The organism is Rufibacter sediminis (assembly GCF_014269285.1).
In the GTDB taxonomy this organism is placed as follows: domain Bacteria; phylum Bacteroidota; class Bacteroidia; order Cytophagales; family Hymenobacteraceae; genus Nibribacter; species Nibribacter sediminis.
In genome coordinates this window covers 1-4,075 of record NZ_JACOAF010000053.1, presented here as the reverse complement: position 1 = coordinate 4,075, position 4,075 = coordinate 1, and the positions used below count along the sequence as shown (strand labels likewise).

Genomic DNA, 4,075 nt, shown 5'->3' with positions numbered 1-4,075 from the left:
CCTTCTCTACTTTATTTAGACTATATAAAGCTACTTCAAATTCTCAGTTCTTGCTGAAGCCGGCTTTTCTCCGGAAGGTGAAGAACGTGAACGGGTAGGCATGGCGCTCGTCTTCCAGGTGCTCTTCCTGCTCGGCCACTTCCCAGGCATCGGCCTCTAATTCTGGAAAAAAAACATCACCTTCAAAGGATTCATGCACCAGGGTCAGGTACACCACCTCGGCCAGCGGCAGGGCCTGTTGGTAGATTTCCCCGCCACCTACTACCAGGACAGTCTCGTCTAAAGTCAAAGCTTGTTGCAGCGCCTCCTCCAAGGAAGAGGTCACCAGGCAGCCTTCCGGGGCGGTGTAACCGGGCTGGCGGGTAACGATGATGGAGGTGCGGCCGGGAAGCGGTTTGCCAATCGCCTCAAACGTTTTGCGGCCCATCACCATGGGATGGCCCATGGTTAGTTTCTTAAAATGCTGCAGATCTTTGGGCAAATGCCAGATCAGTTGGTTGTCTTTCCCGATGACGCGGTTCTCGGCGATGGCGACTACTAACGCTATCATATGGCTTGTTGAAAAGTGAAACCCCGCAGAAAATCCTGAATGTTCATCCGCTTTTTGCCTTCCATCTGCAGTTCCTCAATGGCATAGGCCGTGCCGTTGCCGCAGGTGATATGCAGATAGGTTTTCCCATCAGTGGTGTAGGTGCCGGGTTCTGTTTTGGAGCCATTTTCCAGAATCTGGCCCGAAAACACCTTGAACTGTTTGTCTTCCAGAATAGTCCAGGCGGCGGGGTACGGCGACAAGCCCCGGATGAAATTGTGGATCTGCTGGGCCGGTTGCTCCCAGTCTATTTGGCAGGTCTGCTTGAAGATCTTGGGAGCCATGCGCAGCGGTTCCTCGGGCTGCGGCTGCGGATAAGGCTGCACGCGATCTTCCACAATGGCGGCCACGGTTTCCAGCAAAAGGTCGGCGCCGGCGTGTTTTAGCTTCTCATACAGCGTCCCGAAGGTATCTTCCTCAGCGATGGCTACTTTCTTCTGGAGGATGATGTCGCCAGTGTCGATCTCGTGCTGCAGGAAAAAGGACGTGACGCCGGTCTCTTTATCGCCGTGAATAAGCGCCCAGTTGATGGGAGCCGCCCCGCGGTAATGCGGCAGCAGCGAGGCATGGATGTTCAGGGAACCCAACTGGGGCATGTTCCAGACGGCTTCGGGAAGCATCCTGAATGCCACAATCACCTGCAGGCTGGCATTATAGCTTCTGAGTTCTTCCTGAAACGCGGGGTCTTTGAGGTTGGTAGGCTGCAAGATGGGCAGATTGTGCTGCAAAGCCACTTCCTTCACCGGCGAATGCACCAGCTTCAGGCCTCGGCCGGCAGGTTTGTCTGGGGCGGTGACCACGGCCACCACGTTCCAGTTGTTTTCCACTAAGGCCTGGAGGGCGGGCACCGCAAAGTCTGGGGTGCCCATAAAGATAATCCGGAGGTCTTCTTTCCGCATGGTTTATTCAAAATCGGGGTAAAGCAGGTATTGCTTGCGCATTTTCTTGTAAGCCTCCAAGTCTGTTTTCCAAGAAGCTCTGATCTCCTTTTCACTCATGCCGGCCATGATCTGCTTCTGCAGTTCATCGGTACCGGCCAGGCTCTTGAAGAAGTTGTTGAAGAACTTCTCTTTCTGGCCAGATTTCTGGTAGAAGTCGAGTAAATAGCTGAGCGTGAAGTTCTCTTTCAGTGGCAGGTTGGTCAAATCTTTTCCGTAGCACACCTGGTTTTTGTAGGGCGGGTCCATGGACATGCCGGGGATGGGCACCGGAGTGAAAGAGAAGGTCTTGTCTGGGTAATACGGCGCGCCGATGACCTGGAACGGCGTGTGCGTGCCGCGGCCCTGGCTCACCGTGGTTCCCTCAAACAGGCACAGGAACGGGTACAGCTTGATGGACTGATCGTTAGGCAGGTTGGGCGACGGCTTAATGGGCAGCGAATAGAACATCTTATGGTCATAGCCTTTCACCGGGATGGTTTTCACCTGCGCCTGCACGCCGTTTTTAAGCCATTTTTCGCCATTGATCATCAAAGCGTACTCGCCCAGGGTAAGGCCGTGCGCGATAGGAATAGTGTTCATGCCCACGAACGATTTGAACGCGGGTTTCAGCACCGGGCCGTCAATGAGATATCCCACCGGATTGGGCCGGTCCAGCAGCAGCATGGGTTTGTTCTGCTCGGCGCAGGCTTCCATCACGTAATGCATGGTGCTGCTGTAAGTATAGAACCGAACCCCTACGTCCTGGATATCGAACAGAAGCACATCTACGTTCTTCAACTGATCGGCCGACGGTTTTTTGTTCTTGCCGTACAGCGAAAGAATAGAGATGCCGGTCTTGGCATCGGTGGAGTTGCTGATGTGCGCACCGGCATCAGCATCGCCCCGGAAACCATGTTCCGGCGCGAAGATCATGGTGATGTTGACGCCACGGCTCAGGAGCGTGTCTACCAGATGCGTTTTCCCGATGGTGGAGGTTTGGTTCACTACCATGCCCACGCGTTTGCCTTGCAGATACGGAAGGTACAACTCTGTCTGCTGCGCGCCCGTTAGGAGAGGGGCCTGCTGCGGCGTTTCCCGTTGCGAAGTGGAAGGAGCGGAGGTGCCGCTGACGGAGGGGGTATCCGTGGTGGGGATGGAAGCGGCTGGTTTGCAACTGGTCAGCGTCGCGCAAAGCACCGCCGTACGGAGGATAGTGAGGAGCATAGGTTTAGTTTAAGAACAGATAGCTATCTTTAAGCACAAAATAGACGAAGTGAATCTTTCCCGATACATTGCCAGTCGGTTGACTGGTGCCCGTTCAGACTCTTTTACCGCCTCGGTCACAAAAATAGCAAAGTTCAGCGTAGGGTTGGGCATTGCCATCATGATTGTGTCCTTCGCCATCCTGGAAGGCTTCCGGTACGAAATACAGGCCAAGATCTTCAGTTTCGGCGGACACCTGCAAATTAGCAAATTCGACACCAACAATTCGTTCGAAGGCTACCCCATGGGTACCTCCACCGGCCTGGGTGACTACAAGAACATTCCCGGCGTGGCGCACCTGCAGCCCTTCGCCCGCAAAACGGCCATCATTAAAACCGAGGATGAAGTGCTGGGCGTTGTCCTGAAAGGCGTGGACACGACCTATGATTTCCGGGGGATGCGGGCCAATCTGGTCTCGGGTTCGGTGATGGAATTCAATGACACCGCTGCCTCCAACCAGATCATGATGAGCCAGCTCATGGCCGATAAACTGCGCCTGAAGGTAGGGGAGAAGGTGCTGTTCTACTTCATCCAGAACCCGCCGCGCATGCGCCGCTTTGAGGTGAAAGGTATTTTTAAGACCGGGCTGGAGGAATTTGACAACGTGTACGTACTGGGCGATTTGCAGCAGATCCGGGACCTGAACCAGTGGCCCGATACGCTGGTGGGCGGCTACGAGATCCTGCTCAATGATTTCACCCAGATTGACACCGTCACAAGCCAGGTCTTCGACAAGATGAACTACGATTTACAGCTGGAGAAAATCACCGATACCTACGCCCAGCTCTTCGATTGGCTGGAACTGCTCAAGCGGAACGTGATCATCTTCCTGGTCTTGATTGTGTTTGTGGCCACTTTCAACATGGTCTCCACGCTGTTCATCATGATCCTGGAACGGACCAACATGATTGGGGCGCTCAAAGCTATGGGGGCCACCAACGGCCAGATCAGGGGTATTTTCCTGCACCGCGGCCTGCGTCTTACCATTGCCGGGCTCATCGGCGGGAACCTGCTGGCTCTGTTGTTTTGCGTGGTCCAGGATTACTTCCACCTCATCCCCCTGGACCCCGAGAACTATTACATGGACACTGTGCCCATCCACTGGGATTGGCGCATCTGGGTAGGCATCAACGGCATTACGTTCCTGTTGACCATGCTTTCCATTCTGCTGCCCACGCTGCTCATCGCCCGCATCCACCCAGTGAAAGCCATTAAATTCGATTAAACGAAGGGGTGCTGTTTTGAGGGGCTTTTTTGGTAAAAGCCCCTCAAAACAGCACCCCGTCGTTTCTGGTTAAGGAAT

General features: G+C 54.4%; 4 protein-coding genes. 1 reads left to right on the top strand and 3 read right to left on the bottom strand.

From position 1 onward, the window contains the following. Positions 1–43: 43 nt before the first annotated feature. Genes H7U12_RS20575 through H7U12_RS20565 form a run of 3 tightly spaced genes read right to left on the bottom strand, consistent with a single transcriptional unit; the run spans position 44 to position 2,733 of the window. Positions 44–550, bottom strand: a complete 507-nt coding sequence (locus tag H7U12_RS20575; protein ID WP_186641681.1) for a dihydrofolate reductase — start codon at positions 548–550, stop codon at positions 44–46. After that, positions 547–1,488: a methionyl-tRNA formyltransferase gene (fmt, locus tag H7U12_RS20570; protein ID WP_186641678.1), complete on the bottom strand. Its 942-nt coding sequence runs from the start codon at positions 1,486–1,488 to the stop codon at positions 547–549. The genes H7U12_RS20575 and fmt overlap by 4 nt, the downstream gene beginning before the upstream one ends. A gap of 3 nt (positions 1,489–1,491) precedes the next feature. Continuing rightward, positions 1,492–2,733, bottom strand: a complete 1,242-nt coding sequence (locus H7U12_RS20565; RefSeq protein WP_186641676.1) for an exo-beta-N-acetylmuramidase NamZ family protein — start codon at positions 2,731–2,733, stop codon at positions 1,492–1,494. Positions 2,734–2,782: 49 nt separating this feature from the next. On the opposite strand from H7U12_RS20565, the gene H7U12_RS20560 reads away from it, so the two are divergent. Further along, positions 2,783–3,997: an ABC transporter permease gene (locus H7U12_RS20560; protein ID WP_186641674.1), complete on the top strand. Its 1,215-nt coding sequence runs from the start codon at positions 2,783–2,785 to the stop codon at positions 3,995–3,997. Positions 3,998–4,075 lie beyond the last annotated feature (78 nt).